General features: G+C 49.4%; 15 protein-coding genes. 1 reads left to right on the plus strand and 14 read right to left on the minus strand.

From position 1 onward, the window contains the following. Positions 1 to 35: 35 nt before the first annotated feature. The 9 genes from HPY27_RS13365 to HPY27_RS13405 form a co-directional block, all read right to left on the minus strand. Positions 36 to 3,200 (minus strand): phosphodiester glycosidase family protein, encoded by a 3,165-nt coding sequence (locus HPY27_RS13365; RefSeq protein WP_174225217.1) that lies wholly within the window; start codon positions 3,198 to 3,200, stop codon positions 36 to 38. 225 nt (positions 3,201 to 3,425) lie between these two features. Further along, positions 3,426 to 4,574: a non-hydrolyzing UDP-N-acetylglucosamine 2-epimerase gene (gene wecB, locus HPY27_RS13370; RefSeq protein ID WP_173623329.1), complete on the minus strand. Its 1,149-nt coding sequence runs from the start codon at positions 4,572 to 4,574 to the stop codon at positions 3,426 to 3,428. Between the two features lie 18 nt (positions 4,575 to 4,592). Beyond that, the gene (gene upp, locus HPY27_RS13375; protein ID WP_007725492.1) at positions 4,593 to 5,222 is read right to left on the minus strand and encodes a uracil phosphoribosyltransferase; all 630 of its coding nucleotides are present in this window, start codon (positions 5,220 to 5,222) and stop codon (positions 4,593 to 4,595) included. A gap of 181 nt (positions 5,223 to 5,403) precedes the next feature. Then, positions 5,404 to 6,654: a serine hydroxymethyltransferase gene (locus tag HPY27_RS13380; RefSeq protein WP_007725498.1), complete on the minus strand. Its 1,251-nt coding sequence runs from the start codon at positions 6,652 to 6,654 to the stop codon at positions 5,404 to 5,406. A gap of 58 nt (positions 6,655 to 6,712) precedes the next feature. Then, positions 6,713 to 7,282, minus strand: coding sequence for a TIGR01440 family protein (locus tag HPY27_RS13385; RefSeq protein WP_173623328.1), 570 nt, complete (start codon positions 7,280 to 7,282; stop codon positions 6,713 to 6,715). Next, complete coding sequence (rpiB, locus tag HPY27_RS13390; RefSeq protein ID WP_007725502.1) at positions 7,283 to 7,738, minus strand: ribose 5-phosphate isomerase B; 456 nt, start codon at positions 7,736 to 7,738, stop codon at positions 7,283 to 7,285. Positions 7,739 to 7,877: 139 nt separating this feature from the next. Beyond that, the gene (locus HPY27_RS13395; protein ID WP_174225218.1) at positions 7,878 to 8,348 is read right to left on the minus strand and encodes a low molecular weight protein arginine phosphatase; all 471 of its coding nucleotides are present in this window, start codon (positions 8,346 to 8,348) and stop codon (positions 7,878 to 7,880) included. Between the two features lie 33 nt (positions 8,349 to 8,381). Further along, positions 8,382 to 8,942, minus strand: coding sequence for a manganese efflux pump MntP (locus HPY27_RS13400; protein WP_017252372.1), 561 nt, complete (start codon positions 8,940 to 8,942; stop codon positions 8,382 to 8,384). A 56-nt stretch (positions 8,943 to 8,998) separates the two neighbouring features. After that, complete coding sequence (locus HPY27_RS13405) at positions 8,999 to 10,078, minus strand: L-threonylcarbamoyladenylate synthase (protein ID WP_174225219.1); 1,080 nt, start codon at positions 10,076 to 10,078, stop codon at positions 8,999 to 9,001. Positions 10,079 to 10,308: 230 nt separating this feature from the next. On the opposite strand from HPY27_RS13405, the gene HPY27_RS13410 reads away from it, so the two are divergent. Further along, positions 10,309 to 11,106: a DUF3298 and DUF4163 domain-containing protein gene (locus tag HPY27_RS13410; protein ID WP_174225220.1), complete on the plus strand. Its 798-nt coding sequence runs from the start codon at positions 10,309 to 10,311 to the stop codon at positions 11,104 to 11,106. A 57-nt stretch (positions 11,107 to 11,163) separates the two neighbouring features. Here HPY27_RS13410 and spoIIR read toward each other — a convergent pair whose 3' ends face one another. The 5 genes from spoIIR to HPY27_RS13435 all read right to left on the minus strand — a co-directional run bounded on the left by spoIIR (position 11,164) and on the right by HPY27_RS13435 (position 15,403). Next, positions 11,164 to 11,946 carry a stage II sporulation protein R gene (gene spoIIR, locus HPY27_RS13415; RefSeq protein ID WP_174225221.1) on the minus strand — a complete coding sequence of 261 codons (783 nt, stop codon included), beginning with the start codon at positions 11,944 to 11,946 and terminating at the stop codon, positions 11,164 to 11,166. 111 nt (positions 11,947 to 12,057) lie between these two features. Next, on the minus strand, positions 12,058 to 12,948 hold the full coding sequence (gene prmC, locus HPY27_RS13420) for a peptide chain release factor N(5)-glutamine methyltransferase (RefSeq protein ID WP_174225222.1): 891 nt from the start codon (positions 12,946 to 12,948) through the stop codon (positions 12,058 to 12,060). Continuing rightward, entirely contained in the window at positions 12,932 to 14,008 is a 1,077-nt protein-coding gene (gene prfA / locus HPY27_RS13425) for a peptide chain release factor 1 (RefSeq protein ID WP_017252377.1), read from the minus strand. The genes prmC and prfA overlap by 17 nt, the downstream gene beginning before the upstream one ends. Before the next feature lie 235 nt (positions 14,009 to 14,243). Then, a complete protein-coding gene (locus tag HPY27_RS13430) occupies positions 14,244 to 14,741 on the minus strand; it encodes a Sporulation lipoprotein YhcN/YlaJ (Spore-YhcN-YlaJ) (RefSeq protein ID WP_017252378.1) in 498 nt (165 codons plus the stop codon). Positions 14,742 to 14,827: 86 nt separating this feature from the next. Then, on the minus strand, positions 14,828 to 15,403 hold the full coding sequence (locus HPY27_RS13435; protein ID WP_017252379.1) for a thymidine kinase: 576 nt from the start codon (positions 15,401 to 15,403) through the stop codon (positions 14,828 to 14,830). Positions 15,404 to 15,413: the final 10 nt, after the last annotated feature.

Raw genomic sequence — 15,413 nt, forward strand, 5'->3', positions numbered from 1 at the left:
TTTTAGAGAAGCTTGACCTTTTTCTATTGTCATTCTTACTTGGCTTGATGCAGGATGCGATACAGCGCAACGACACACACTGCTCTCGTCGTCGGTTTATTCGGCTGATAATTTCCTCCAACTGGATCAATCAGACCGAGTCCGACCATGTTGTTGATGGATGTAGATGCCCAGGATGGCCATGTCCCTTTATCGGAGACCTTTTTCGTCGCTCCCTTTTTATTCACGAGACGATCGAGAATGACTGCGGCCTCTGCGCGAGTCACCGGCTGATCTGGACGGAAAGTATTATCGTTATAGCCCTTCACCAGGCCTTTGGAAACAGCAACCTGTACGGCACCTTGCGCATAGGAAGGCACCTTATCCTTGAATTTCAGCTTTGGTGAGGATGGGAGCTCCCATTCAAAAGTGCGCGCGAGCAAGGTGACGAACTGTGCTCTTGTCAAAGAAACCTCTGGGCCAAACGTCGTCTCCGTCAAACCCTTCACGTAGCCCTTTTCCGCCATGTAGGTGATTTCTGCCTTGGCTGGATGCTTCGCGATATCACTAAATCCAGCGCTGTCCGTGCCTGCATTGTCCAGGTAGTACGGAATGTATTTACCGTAGCTATTGACTTCATATACCCACTGACCTTGAGCATTCAGGGTTCCCAGCAGCGGATCCAAAGTATTGTTTACTTCGTTTACGTACAAGAGCCCAACGCCTTTTCCAGCGAGCCATTGCTTCGGTGCCAAGGTCAACTGAATCGACGAAGTTGAAATTGCGTCCTCTTGTCCTGCTTTTAGTTCGCCCGGCTTAATCGTAAACGAATAATCAGCAGGCACATATCCTGGCATCGGCTGAGTCACGATCGACTCCACATCAATCAGCGCACTATCCAGGTAAGGCGCAGTATTTGCTAAGGAATAATGGAGATCCAGCTCCGCCCCGAGAGACATGCTGCCTGGCAGTTCAGGAACAACGGCTACATCGCTCGGTTGACCTGTCTGGTTGCCCAAGAGGAGCGAGAATTCGTCGAAGTACAGTGTTCCTTTGTCGTGTGTAATGCCATCATTGGCTTGGTCAACGACATACACACTCTTGAGCTGCAATGGATACGCAACATTGCTCGGGAAGTAGCCTTTAACCTGCTTCCACCCTGTCCAATTGATCTCTTTTGCCAGATCGACGTAGACTGCCTTGCCGTTTGCATCGACTACTTCTGCACGGAGCCAATGTCCGCTGTTGTCACCATTGACCCACAAGCCCAATCCGAGCGGTTTGCCAGGAATGGTCACAGGCTTTACCCCCAGAACGCCATACGAAATCCGCATGTTGTTCGCTGGTGCTCCAGAGAAGTTGTACACCAGCTTCGCTGCCTTTTTCGTGCGGAATGTCTGATCGGAAACGAGCCCGAACGATCCAGCGGAACTGATGCTGGATGGATTTGCCGCATGGTACATACCAACCTGATTATCGAAGGTGAGCCATGGCTGCTCAAATTGTCCGACAGCAAATGGTACGCTTGTCGACACGCCATCATACGTAATGGTCAGGGTTCCGTTGCCCGGCTCATTGCCTGCTACCAGTTGCAGATTGTCGTTAATCGTCGCTACAGAGGAATCGACACTCGCTTTTACGCTAAGTGGCGTCGCTTGTACGGTAGAACCCTTCTTCGTTTTGATTTTGACATCGAGATTAAGGGATTGTCCCGGTGCAATCGTGATCGGATTCGGGGAAACGACGATTTGCTGCACATCGTTGCCGGAAATGACTTGAATGTCTTTATTTTGCGTCACATTGCCCAATCGCGCAGTCAATGTGATCTTGCCGGAGCGAGCTGGTGTGAATTGCTTGCCATTTACATTTCCCGCTTCGGACTGACTGGCATCCCAGCTCACATCGCCTGCATTGATCGCGTACGGTTGGTAATGAACGTCATATCCCTTGGATGCGCTGAGCGAGATCGTTTGTCCGATAAGCACATCTGCTGGTACATCGATTTGGAAGCCTCTCAATTCTCCAGCAGGTGCCGTGTTGTATACGGCCAGTCCAGTAGGCACACGACGCTCAGCACCGCCGCTCGGCTTATTCGACAGATTCGCGTGTGTCTCACCCAGCATGCGAGCTGCCATGGTCGTAGAGCCACCACCGTCAAAGTTTACAGCCCGAAAAGAACCGAGCTCCGCCATGATTTTTGCCAGTTCATCCAAATAAACGCCTTGGCTCGCATCGATCGTGACCATGTACAAGGTCTTCCCGTCCTGGGAAACACCGACCGCTGTACGCGCCGTTTTGTTTGTGATGGACTTGTCCGCTGGAAAGGACGAAAGTGCTTTCCCTTGATCAACCAAAAGAACATTGCCACCCACCGCATGGTTCAAGTCGAGTGTCTGTGGTGTCGTTTGATACTCAACTGTTGCAGTAGCGCCTACTGGGAAGTTTTGTTTGAGAAACGCTCCTGCTGCTCCATGTCCCCAAAGGACATAGCCGTTGTAAGGTATGTATACGCCAGGTTGATTCACACGAACTTCTTTGGCTACGTTGTCTACAAACAGAATCTCGACGACATCTTTGTAGCCCGATATCGTCCCCAAGCTGGTTTTGCCAAAGGAAGGGGTATAAACGTTCAGTTGGTTCTGGTGACTTTTTCGTCCGTCACTCGGGTTGTACTCTTCCTTGTTGACACCCTGAATCGAATAGGTAGCGCCATTAGGAGCAGTAACCTTGCCGCCAAAACCAAACTTATCGACAATGGCCATCTTGTCTCCGGTCAAGCCTAGAGCGTACCAGTAGGAGACCAAGCCCATGGAAGAAATGAGTTCATCGTCTTTCATGACAATACCAAACGGCGCTCCCCGCTTCGACATGTTAAAAAAGTCGGCATTGATCGCTGCTACAGCTCCGGTTTCACGCGCCATTTGTGTAACCGTCTGCCTGTCTGTCAGCTTGCCTTTCGTCCCGTATACCGGTTTGACCTCAACGTAAGGATTATTCATGTCAACCTTGGTCACCATGATCGTGACGACTTGGTTGGCAAATGATTTCGTATATTTCTGCAAAGTGGTCCCCTCACCAATTGGGGTTTGCCACATCATATTCAATGCACTGGTCTCCGCTCTGGCGTGTGCGACATTGGTCGCAAACGGCACAAACGGAACAAAAGCTCCCCAGGCCATGGTCGTGGCCGTGAGCAGCGTCACTATCCTTTGCGCTCTCATGTTGGTAACTCCTCTCCGTATTCCAAACTCTATCTTTTTTCCATCTAAGCCAAGCAACTAAATATTAGACGCAAAAAATCATGGATAGTTTCGCCAATTCTCTCGATTCTCCATTAGAAAAACATACCAAATCGTCAGTCTTCGAAACCAAAAAAATTCCCGTTACCAACAAGAAACCCGCCCGGTTTTGACGAACGGTACCTGGCGGGTTTTCCTAGCTGTATGTTACTGACCTGGTTTGAAAGGCTCTGGCTGTTCAGCTCGCAAACCAAAATGATAGAGGATTGCTTCTACGATTCGACGGGAAGCCTCGCCATCCCCGTACGGGTTGACAGCGTGCGCCATTGCATCGTAAGCCGCTTGGTTGGTCAGCAATTCTTTTGCCATTGCATAAACTTGCTCTTCGTCAGTTCCCACGAGCTTCAACGTGCCTGCTTCAATCCCCTCAGGACGTTCTGTCGTATCGCGCAGAACCAGGACTGGTACGCCAAGAGACGGCGCTTCCTCCTGCACCCCGCCAGAATCGGTCAGGATGAGATGGGCACGACGAGCGAAGTTGTGGAAATCAAGGGCATCCAATGGTTCGATCAACGAAATGCGATCGTGGTTTCCGAGAATCTCCTGCGCTACTTCTTGTACAGCAGGATTCAAGTGAACCGGATACACAACAGCAATCTCAGGATGCTCGTCCACTAGTCTTCGAACTGCACGGAAAATACGGCGCATCGGCTCGCCCAAATTTTCGCGGCGGTGTGCCGTCATCAGCACCAGCTTCTGACCAGCTACGCGATCAAGTACCGGATGCGTGTAATCCTCGCGAACCGTTGTTTTCAGCGCGTCAATTGCTGTGTTTCCTGTCACGTAGATGCTCTCTTCCGGCTTTGCTTCGCGACGAAGATTGTCAGCCGATCCATCGGTCGGAGAGAAGTGCAGGTCAGCCATTACACCTGTCAACTGACGGTTCATCTCTTCCGGGAACGGCGAGTACTTGTCCCATGTGCGCAAGCCCGCTTCCACGTGTCCGATCGCGACTTGATTATAAAAAGCAGCCAGACTCGCCACAAAAGTGGTTGTCGTATCCCCGTGTACGAGGACAATGTCCGGTTTTACTTCCTTCATCGTTTCATCCAGGCTCTCCAATGCGCGAGTGGTCACACCCACTAACGTTTGGCGATCCTTCATGATGTTCAAATCAATGTCTGGTTGAATATCAAAAATGTCCAAAACCTGATCGAGCATTTGACGATGTTGGGCCGTCACGCAAACGACCGATTCGATCTGTTCACTGTGCTTGTTCAATTCATGGACAAGCGGCGCCATTTTGATCGCTTCTGGACGTGTTCCGAATACCGTCATTACTTTTACAGTTTTCATACGTTTTTCCCTCTCCGACTACTTCGTGCCGTACAAGCGGTCACCCGCATCGCCCAATCCTGGCACGATGTATCCATGGTCGTTTAAATATTCATCAACAGCTGCTACGTAAATATCTACATCAGGATGCTCGTCCTGAACCAGCTTGATGCCTTCTGGAGCAGCGATGAGGCACATCAGCTTCAAGTTTTTCGCTCCACGTTTTTTCAAAGCAGTAAGAGCAGCAACAGCAGAGCCTCCAGTCGCCAGCATTGGGTCAGTTACGATCAACTCACGCTCAGCAACATCGGATGGCAGCTTCACATAATACTCAACAGGCTGTAGGGTTTCCGGATCACGGTAAAGACCCACGTGTCCTACTTTGGCAGCAGGGATCAGCCTCATCAGGCCATCCACCATACCAAGACCAGCGCGCAGAATCGGTACCAGCCCTACTTTTTTACCAGCAATTACGTTCGACTGACAGGTAGCCACTGGCGTTTCGATGGTGGTTTGCTCCAACGGCATATCACGAGTAATTTCATAGCCCATCAGAGTCGTCACTTCATCTACCAGTTCGCGAAATTCCTTGGTCCCTGTATTCTTGTCACGAATATACGTAACTTTATGCTGAATCAGCGGATGGTCAAACACATATACACGGCTCATGTCATTTCCTCCGTTTCCCTATCAATGCATCCTTTCTATAATAGCGGGTGAGAGTGGCGCCGTCAATTTGCCTAATCTTCGTACTTTTTCGCATCCTCGATCCCTAGCTACAGCCGGGAAGTGAAAAAAAAGCAGACCCGTATGGGAAAATTTCCACTGGGTCTGCTTCTCGTTGGCTTGCTTAGATATTCAATCCTTCGTACATCGGGAAACGTTGGCACAAAGCTGCCACACGTTGGCGTGCTTCTTCGTGCTTCGCAGCATCCTCTGGGTTTTTCAATGTCAGAGCGATAATTGCTGCAACTTCTTTCATCGCTTCCTCATCAAAACCGCGGCTCGTTACTGCTGGCGTACCCATGCGCACACCGCTTGTAACAAACGGGCTTTGTGTATCGTAAGGAATGGTATTTTTGTTTGTGGTAATGCTTACTTCGTCCAACAAATGCTCAGCTACTTTACCTGTCAGGCCGATTTTGCTTACATCAACCAATACGAGGTGGTTATCCGTTCCACCGGAAACGAGCGTCAGACCTTCAGCAGTCAAGCTTTCCGCAAATGCACGTGCATTCTTGATGATGCGAGCTGCGTAATCCTTGAACTCTGGTTGCAGGTTTTCGCCGAAGGCAACCGCTTTTGCTGCGATGACGTGCATCAACGGACCACCTTGAACGCCTGGGAATACGGATTTGTCGATGCCTTTCGCGAATTCTTCCTTGCACAAAATCAAACCGCCACGTGGTCCACGCAGAGTCTTGTGCGTCGTAGAAGTAACGAAATGAGCGTGCGGTACTGGGTTTGGATGCAGACCTGCCGCAACCAGACCAGCGATATGCGCCATATCCACCATGAAGTACGCGCCCACTTCATCCGCGATCTCACGGAACTTGGCAAAATCAATCGTACGCGGATAGGCACTCGCACCGCAAACGATCAGTTTTGGCTTGTGCTCCAACGCTTTTGCACGAACAACTTCATAGTTGATCAGGTGCGTATCTTCGTCTACACCGTAATCAACGAAATTGTACAGAGTACCGGAGAAGTTTACTGCACTACCATGCGTCAAGTGACCACCGTGGGACAGGTTCATTCCCAACACAGTATCGCCTGGCTGAAGAATGGTGAAGTATACAGCCATGTTCGCCTGAGCACCGGAGTGTGGTTGTACGTTTGCATGCTCAGCGCCAAAAATTTCTTTTACGCGGTCGCGCGCGATGTTTTCCACGATATCCACATACTCGCAACCACCGTAATAGCGGCGACCTGGATATCCTTCTGCGTATTTATTCGTCAAAACGGTTCCCATTGCTTCCATAACTGCGCGGCTTACGAAGTTCTCAGAAGCAATCAGCTCAATCTTGTCGCGTTGTCTTCCGAGCTCCAGTTGAACGGCTTCCATGACTTGCGGGTCTTGATTACGCAAAAAATCTAGCATAATAGTTTCTCCTCCTTAAAAGTTCGTGATCATAAAGTGGGCTTGTCCCACATTCTTTTTACGTGCAGCTTTCATTCGATGGTGTCTTCTCATACACGGCACGCGGTCCGCCAATCAGCTTAGGACGCGTACGCGCTGCCGTAACATGAGCTTGTCCAACGAGACGCTGTGTTGGACGCACCGGTACTGCCACATGCTTCAGATGCATGCCGATCAGCGTATGGCCGATATCAATGCCTGCGTGCGCGCGAATGTGCTCCACAACGGCTGCATCCGTGAACTGTGTAAACGCATGCGCAGCCATAGAGCCTCCAGCAGTCGGAACGGGAACAACCGAGACCTCTTCCAGTCCGTATCGCAATGCAACATCACGCTCGACGACCAGAGCCCTGTTCAAATGTTCACAACATTGGAAGGCAACAGCAAAGCCGCGCTTTTCTACAACAGATTGAATCCCACGATACAGAGCCTTCGCTACATCTTGGCTACCAGCTTTACCGATATGCTCCCCGAGCACCTCGCTGGTACTGCACCCAATCACCATGAGTTGCCCGGCTTTCAGCTCTGCCATATCAGCTACTTCTTCGACAATGTCACTGATTTGTTTTTCGATAGCGGATAAATCCACTTACTTCACTCCCGCATGCTTCGCTTCAATTTGGGAAATCTTTTCCACACGACGCTCGTGGCGACCACCTTGAAACTCTGTTTCCAACCAAATTTTCACGATATCAAGCGCAAGACCCGGTCCAATGACACGCTCACCCATCGCCAACACATTGGTGTTGTTATGCTCACGGGTAGCGCGTGCAGAAAACGTATCATGCACAAGTGCACAACGGATGCCTGGAACCTTGTTGGCTGCGATCGACATGCCGATACCTGTTCCGCAAACGAGAATGCCTCGATCAAACTCCCCCGCTGCCACCTTTTCCGCTACTGGCAAAGCATAATCGGGATAATCAACCGATTCCTCGCAGGTGCAGCCGAAGTCTTCCGTCTGGATGTTCATGGAGGCCAGCAGAGTCTTGATCTCCTCTTTTAGCTTGTATCCACCGTGATCAGCAGCAAGTGCTACTTTCATCTGTCATCCCTCGCTTGTCTCATAATCTTCGTCTAGTATACATCAAAATACAATAAGTAAAAAGTGAACATTTTTATCAAATGACTAAAAATCGTTCGTACTCTCGCAAAAAACAAGGCCCTGGCTATATACCAGCACCCTATTCATCCACTGATTTACGAAGACCTGGGTCCTTGAGTATCAATGAGAGCCTTTCCAGTGACTCTTCGATTTCTTCGGCACACCTGCGATAATCCATCAGTGATCCCCCATACGGATCAGCAATATCACTAAAGCCTTCTATCCCAACGAACTCCTGCAGGGTATGCACCTTTTCAGCCGCTGAGGGGAAATACGTCAGGATCGCTCGCTTGTGACCGTGCGTCATCGTCAAAATGACATCAGACCATTCAATCAACCCTTCGTCTACCTTGCTGGCCTTATGATCGTGGGCAACTCCTCGTTCTTCTAATACTTGTTTGGCGTGCAAGGAGGCATCCTGACCGGCAAATGCCGCCACTCCTGCTGAGCGTATCTCAAGCCCCTGTCCATCTGTCTTCGAACGGAACAACGCTTCTGCCATTGGGCTTCGGCACGTATTTCCCGTACAGACGAAAAGTATCCGTTTCACGTATCGTTCCTCCTCTCCTATTAATTAGTCCGGTTATATCATAAATTTTAACCCAAAACCAAACAAAATAAGTCCACCTACTAATTCGCTATAATCCCCAAGCCACCCTCCCACACTCCTGCCTAACAATAAACCGAAGTAGGACATGGTGGCACCCATTATTCCAAAAAGGGAGATGGCCAAAATTCTATTGACCTCGATCAAGCCGAACGAGAAACCGACGGTGAAAGCATCCAGGCTGACACTTAATGCGAAGAGCATAAGTCCGAACCCTTTTGTCTTCAATACACTTTTTTGATCCCCTTGGACGAAACCATTCCATAGCATATGCAAGCCGATGATCATCAGGACACCGCCGCCAATAAACACGGCTATATCTCCAACCAAATCGGACAAGTATGCTCCAACAACAATCCCGATGATCGGCATCATAATGTGAAACAGTCCGATGGTGATACTCACTTTGATAATCTCTCGTAACCGAATCCCGACCATCCCTACGCCAATTCCCAACGAAAAGGCATCCATACTTAAGGCGAAAGCAATAATGAGCAACGTCAAAAATTGCCCCCATTGAAATAACACCTGATCCAAGCAGCTCCCCTCCCGTCTCTTCACCTTATGCGGACAAGGGGGAGTTTAGGACAGGTTTACACGGACAAGACTCGGCCTCCAGCAGCCTTTTCCAAGCGATTCATTACGGCCATACCCAACCCGTTTCGCGGGAAAGTCTCACCGACTATATACTGCACCTCTTGATCGTCGAATTCTCGCAGCACAGCATAAAGCTGTTGGGCAACCATTTCCAGATCCGCTTGTGATCCGACCACAAGAACGACATCTGCCGCCGCGTGACTTTGCCAAAAAGGAGCTGTTTCTTCCGTTGCCAGCACACCCGTTTTTTGACCGTGCTGCTTCGCCTGTTGCAGCATGTCTTCCATTTTCGCCCGAACTTTTTCACTCTCTCCTGACACGAGCCACATTTCGCCTTCAGGAGCGTAATGCGTATATTTCATCCCTGGAGAGCGCGGTGCCTCGGCTGCTCCCACTTGAAAAGAAGGGTCGAGCTCCACGTAGCCAATCACTGGTTCCATTTGCTCCCGTGTGATGCCGCCTGGGCGCAGAATCATGGGCGGGTCCTGCGTAACATCAATAACCGTAGATTCTACCCCAACACCTGTTGCCCCACCATCGACTACACCTGCTACGCGTCCATCCAAGTCAGCCAATACATGCGCCGCTGTCGTTGGACTCGGACGTCCAGAGCGATTGGCACTTGGAGCTGCAATCGGTACCCCCGCTTCCTTGATCAAAGCCAAGGCAATCGGATGATCAGGCATGCGAACCCCGACTGATTCCAGACCTGCCGTTACCAGCGAAGCTACTTGATCCGTTTTTGGCAAAATCACCGTCAACGGTCCAGGCCAAAATGCCTCCATCAGCTTTTTCCCTTTCTCCGGAACCTCACTTGCTACTGTGGACAACTGGTCCCACGCCCCAATATGTACAATCAGCGGATTATCGCTGGGTCTGCCTTTTGCTGTAAATATTTTTTCCACTGCTTCATTTGATAATGCATTCGCTCCCAAGCCGTAAACCGTCTCCGTGGGAAACGCGACAACTGCCCCTTCTCGAAGAAAACGGGCTGCATCCACAATCTGTGCACAACTATACTGATTTTCCACATCGTTATCCACAGACCAGGCTTTTGTCACAAAATTCATTTCCATCGTTAAAAAATCCTTTCTCTAGCTCGTTTCTTGGTAAGGAGTGCCTTAAGTATAGATGTGCACCAAAAAGTTTTCAACAGGCTGTGGGTAACTTGTGAATAACTTTTCTGAACAGCGTGGAAAAGAGAACATTGTTACCTTTTTTTAACTTCATCCGTCTCAACCGTGTAGTAGAATGAACACGAAAACAAAACAATAACTTTCCCTTTATCGAAAGGACCGTGAATGATATGTCATCTTTTAAATCCTTAGCTTCCAGCCTGCTTGGAACAGCTGTATTGTTAACAGCTGTCGCTGCTCCAGTATTTGCAGCACCAGCTTCACCTGCAACCTCCACAAAGCCTGCTGTACAAGCGCCAAAGCCAAAAGCTAACGGTGTCGTGTTCACACCAAAAACCATTACGGTCGATACGAAAGAATTTCAAGGTAAAGTATCCATCCCAGTGATTAGCGGGATGAAGGATAAAGCTTTTGAAGCAAAACTGAACGCTACTCTGCTAAAAGAAGCACAAACAGGCTTGGCGGAAGGACAAAAAGCCGGCAAAGAAGATGCGGCAGAAGCGAAAAAAAACGGATGGGAGCCACGTCCTCATGCACTCGACATCTCCTATGAGGTATACCATGCTGGTAATCTCGTTTCTTTCTCCGTACAGACGTACATTTATACAGGCGGAGCACATGGCATGACGGATGTTTCGTATTACAACATCGATAATCAACCCAAATCAAAACAATTGAAGCTGGCTGACCTGTTCCAGTCTGGCCATGACTACCGTACCATTTTCAATCAAATCATTTTGCAACAAATAAAAGAAGAAACCGAGGAGGATGGCTTTAATCCTTACGATGGATTCGAAAGCATCAGAGAGGATCAAGGCTTCTTCTTTAAAGATGGCAACCTGATGATCCATTTTGGTCAATACGAAATTGCCGCCTATGCAGCGGGAATGCCAGAGTTCGCGATCCCTGCTCAGCGTTACCAAGATTTGTTGAAGTCTGAGATTCGTGAGGCTCTGTTCAAAAAGTAATAGAGCCATTCAAAACGACACCTGCACATGCGGCGGGTGTCGTTTTTTATGTCCAGCTTAGGAGAGCCAGCTCTCGATTTTTTCCCATAAGTAAAATCTCACTTCTACTTTAGGAGCAGAGGCAGTTGCTTCTTCTACTTTTTCTATCTCTTCGGACTTTTCTAGCTCTACTTTTGTTTGTTCAGCGTCCACTTTATTTGATTCGGAATGTTGCCCTACTTCGTTCTCTTCTAGGGGTGCAACCGCTACTTGCTTTCTATCAAGTCGATCGTAGTTTTCATCTTCTTCGGATACAGCTGCTGTCGGTTGCTCTGATTCTTCAGGCTCTGGAGTTGGCTCTGCTTGTACAGCGTCGCCATTGGACATGTCAATAAAGCAGAGCGGTGGGAACAGGACACACCACCAGTTTTGGCCTTTTGCCTCTCCAAGTTGTACACGGACTGCTCGGTAGTTACCCGCAGGATACACATAAGAGCCGTACAGCTTCGTCGGAAAAGGGACTTCGCCGAAATCGACTACAGCTTTATACGAAAAACCGCGTTCCTTGATCGTCTTGTCTACGACTTGTTGCAGGACAGGCAATTGTGATTGAATCACTTGCTCTGCTTCCTCCAAAGTCTCGATATCGTCCGCCCATGTATTCATTTGAGCGATAATGGCATCTCTGACTTCGCGCTTCAACCATTGGTCTTGGACAGAATCGCTGTTCGCAATAATACGCAAGCGAACGGATTCCTGAGGGATCGGCCCATTATCCAACACATTGGCCGAAGTAAGCTGCCCCTCCCAGCTCATCATAAGTACAAACAGGCTAAATGCCATCAATAACATCCGTTTCATCGTTATCCGTCTCCCTCTATACTGATCTTCTCTCTTTAGCAATCAGTATGGACGGATTCACACGATTTCAAACATTCATTCCATATGTAAAAAAGGCGAGACGAGCAAGTGCTATCGTCTTACTCCGATAACGACCCGCTCGATCCCCGCCAAATCCGGAACAATCCCTACCTCATCCATGACACCGGATGCCCTCATCAATGCCGCTACATCCCCAGCCTGATAAATGCCTACCTCAAACGCTGCGACCGCTCTTTCTTTCAATAGATTCGGCAGCGCCTCACACAGTCGACGGTAGCAATCCAGACCATCTTCACCGCCATCCAAAGCCAAGCGAGGTTCATGTACGCGTACTTCATCGTCCAGCTCCTCGACATCGCGACTCGGGATATAAGGTGGATTGGACACGAGGATGTCTACCTTTTCGCCTGCTTCCAAAAGCGGTTGCACCAAATCCCCTTGTAGAAAGCGGACATCTGCACCAAGACGACTTGCATTTTCCCGTGCGATTGCCGTTGCCTCAGGAGACAGGTCCACCGTAGTCACGCGCCATTGCGGTTTTTCTAACGCGAGCGTAATGCAGATGGCTCCGCTCCCTGTGCCGATATCCACCACCGCTAGCTCTTCCCGCTCAGGCCAGAGCTTTGCTGCAGCAGCCATCACTTGCTCCACCAGGATTTCCGTTTCCGGTCTTGGGATCAGCACACCTGGTCGTACCGTAAAAGGACGACCGTAAAACTCCTGTTCGCCAAACATGTATTGCAGTGGCTCGTTATTCGCCCGGCGCACGCATAGTCCGTCCAGCTTCACCAATGTTTCTGCATCGATTGAATCCGTCATCCCCATTAAAAAGCGCGTCCGATCCCAGTCGAGACAATGACGAATCATTAGCTCCGCTTCGAACAAAGGATCCTTTGTCCCTTTTTCCCGCAAAAAGGAAGAAGCCCGTAATAGGGCTTCTCGAATCGTCGTGACATCAGACCAATCAAGCTGAGTGTGCATGGCTTTTCAAAAGCTCCGTTTGTTCATGCAGGATCAGGTTGTCGATCACTTCATCCAATTCGCCTTCCAATACCGATTCCAGTCGGTGCAGGGTCAGACCGATGCGGTGGTCGGTCACGCGGCTTTGTGGATAGTTGTAAGTGCGGATGCGCTCGCTTCGGTCACCAGTACCCACCAAGCTTTTGCGCGTAGCATCTGCTTCCGCATTTTGTTGTTGCATGTAGAAATCATACAGACGTGCGCGCAATACACGCAGCGCCTTGTCTTTGTTGGAATGCTGGGATTTCTCGTCCTGACAAGAAACCATGATCCCTGTAGGAATATGTGTTACGCGAACCGCAGACTTGGTCGTGTTAACGCTCTGACCGCCCGCACCACTGGAGCAGAACGTATCGATGCGGATATCTTTTTCGTGTACTTCCACTTCCACGTCTTCTGCTTCTGGCAGAACCAGTACAGTCGCAGTAGAAGTATGGATGCGTCCACCGGACTCAGTAGCCGGGATGCGTTGCACACGATGCGCGCCGCTTTCGAATTTCATTTTGCTGTAAGCACCGCGACCAGACAGCGAGAAGACAATTTCTTTGTATCCACCGATATCGGTTGGGCTTGCCTCCAGCACTTCAATTTTAAAAGCGTTGCGCTCCGCAAAACGAGTGTACATACGGAAAAGCACCGCTGCAAACAGTGCAGCTTCATCGCCGCCCGCAGCACCGCGGATTTCCACAATGACGTTTTTCTCATCGTTCGGGTCTTTTGGAAGCAACAGGATCTTCAAACGATCTTCCAGTTGTTCCTTGCGTGATGACAATTCATTGAGCTCGAGCTTGACCATTTCACGCATCTCGTCATCCAGTTTTTCTTCGAGCATCGCTTTGGCGTCATCGATTTGACTCACCACTGATTTATATTCACGGTATGTCGTTACCGTCTCTTCCAACGAAGATTGTTCCTTAGACAGTTCACGCAAGCGTTTTGTATCACTAATGACGTCGGGGTCACATAGGAGATTCGTTACTTCTTCAAAACGCTCTTCGACTGCAGATAAGCGTGTAAACATTTTTATTTCACCCCATCGCAAAGAATAATAGCCTTTTGGCGCAGGCGAAGCCTTGGTAGCATGTATGTTAGATATGAATTGCGATAAAATGCTATCTACCATAAAAACGGTTATAACAGATAAATTATAGGAGGAATGTCGCAAGAAGTCAAAGCGCATTATTACTGGAAATGTTTTACCGATGCCAAACAGGCCCGGCTATGCCGAGCCTTGCTACATACGTCCTGCTCACCTGTCAGCGATGGTAACCGTCATGCGAGGTTAAGTGAAAATCGTAGTTTGGAATTCTTTCTCGTAGAAGTGAAATCACCTGCTGCTCGATGGTACGCGCTTGATTCGCAGTGATGTTATGCACAAGGTCAAGAGTAACATATGCATTGGCATCGCTGAGTGTGATGCGTGCATTTTCCACACCTTTCACCGACATAGCGGTCCTCTCCATATTCGTCACTTCGACTGGCGTATTGCGCACATTCGTTTTACCAGTAACCATGTTCGGGTTTTGATTGCGCCCCATTAGCGAGTCGCGATCAGCAGCAACAGGGGTACGGCCTTGCAGCGTATTTCCGCTTTGATCCCCTCTGACCTTCATATTGTGCTGCGTATTCCTCATATCCGTACGATAGCCCTGTTGCTTAGCCGTATTTCCACCGCAACCGACGGTGAGAGCAGAAGTCAGTGTCACCACGCCCAGTATGACCAACGCGCTTCGCCAAAAAGGCTGTGTCCGCATGAAAAAGCCACCTCCTGTTTTGCTTAGTCTGCGCATCGCCTCTTGGGCTCATGCACGGGACAAACAGGGGGTGGCTTCTGCTTTCTTTATTCGACAACTGGAGGCGTATAGTAATGCTTGCGACAGACGCTGCTGTACGTATCATTTCCAGCAATTTCAATCGTCTCGCCAGCGTAGACGGGTTGTCCATTTTTGAACTTGAGAATATGCGTCGCCTTTTTATTGCAGTAAACACAGACGGTTTTAATCTCTTCTACTTTGTCAGCCTCGCACAACAGGGCGGCGCTGCCAGGGAAGAGCTCATTCTTGAAGTTTTTCAATAAGCCATAAACGATTACAGGGATGCCCAGCTTGTCTACAATCCTGACGAGCTGATCCACATGGTGGCGGCTGATGAACTGAGCCTCGTCAACCAACACGCAATGCGGCTTGACTGACTCTGCCTCTACGATTTGATACAGATCGGTCTCTTCGTTAATCGGAATCGCTTCTCGGCTAATCCCAACACGCGAAGCAACTTTTCCCACGCCATAGCGATCATCCACTGCTGGAGTAAACACTACTACTTTTTTCCCCGATTGCTCGTAGTTGTGGGCAACGGTCAATAATTGAATGGATTTGGAAGCATTCATCGCTCCATACCGAAAATATAGTTGTGCCACGTCTCTATCT

Source organism: Brevibacillus sp. HB1.1, assembly GCF_013332445.1.
Lineage (GTDB): Bacteria > Bacillota > Bacilli > Brevibacillales > Brevibacillaceae > Brevibacillus > Brevibacillus porteri.

Coding starts and splice junctions, on each gene's coding strand:
- HPY27_RS13365 (WP_174225217.1), bottom strand. CDS start 3,200: ATGAGAGCGCAAAGGATAGTGACGCTGCTCACGGCCACGACCATGGCC.
- wecB (WP_173623329.1), bottom strand. CDS start 4,574: ATGAAAACTGTAAAAGTAATGACGGTATTCGGAACACGTCCAGAAGCG.
- upp (WP_007725492.1), bottom strand. CDS start 5,222: ATGAGCCGTGTATATGTGTTTGACCATCCGCTGATTCAGCATAAAGTT.
- HPY27_RS13380 (WP_007725498.1), bottom strand. CDS start 6,654: ATGCTAGATTTTTTGCGTAATCAAGACCCGCAAGTCATGGAAGCCGTT.
- rpiB (WP_007725502.1), bottom strand. CDS start 7,738: ATGAAAGTAGCACTTGCTGCTGATCACGGTGGATACAAGCTAAAAGAG.
- HPY27_RS13405 (WP_174225219.1), bottom strand. CDS start 10,078: ATGGAAATGAATTTTGTGACAAAAGCCTGGTCTGTGGATAACGATGTG.
- HPY27_RS13410 (WP_174225220.1), top strand. CDS start 10,309: ATGTCATCTTTTAAATCCTTAGCTTCCAGCCTGCTTGGAACAGCTGTA.
- spoIIR (WP_174225221.1), bottom strand. CDS start 11,946: ATGAAACGGATGTTATTGATGGCATTTAGCCTGTTTGTACTTATGATG.
- prmC (WP_174225222.1), bottom strand. CDS start 12,948: ATGCACACTCAGCTTGATTGGTCTGATGTCACGACGATTCGAGAAGCC.
- prfA (WP_017252377.1), bottom strand. CDS start 14,008: ATGTTTACACGCTTATCTGCAGTCGAAGAGCGTTTTGAAGAAGTAACG.
- HPY27_RS13430 (WP_017252378.1), bottom strand. CDS start 14,741: ATGCGGACACAGCCTTTTTGGCGAAGCGCGTTGGTCATACTGGGCGTG.